Raw genomic sequence first — 221 nt, 5'->3', positions numbered from 1 at the left:
TGGTCAAAGCCGCTGACAGTGTTCTGCAACTGGGCGTCCAGCACCGTGCGGTCGGTGATGATAAAGACCGAGGTGAAAATCGGCTCGTTATCCTCATTGTGCAGGCTGGCCAGGACGGCGGCGCCGGCAACCCCGCCACCGAGGACGGCGACTATGTGACCTCGTACCTGTGGAAAGAGGTTCTGCAAAAGGACAAGCTGCTGGATATTTTGCAGAAGTTC

Annotated in this window: 1 protein-coding gene; it reads left to right on the top strand. The window is 57.5% G+C overall.

The window, feature by feature from the left end; translation table 11 throughout:
* Positions 1 to 221, top strand: a 221-nt coding sequence (locus tag H6B10_RS16910; protein ID WP_204652509.1) for a hypothetical protein, incomplete at both ends; no start/stop codon positions are given.

The sequence above is a fragment of the Gemmiger formicilis genome (assembly GCF_016901605.1).
In the GTDB taxonomy this organism is placed as follows: domain Bacteria; phylum Bacillota; class Clostridia; order Oscillospirales; family Ruminococcaceae; genus Gemmiger; species Gemmiger formicilis_B.
The sequence above is the reverse complement of the archived record's forward strand: the minus strand, read 5'-3'. Positions and strand labels throughout refer to the sequence as shown.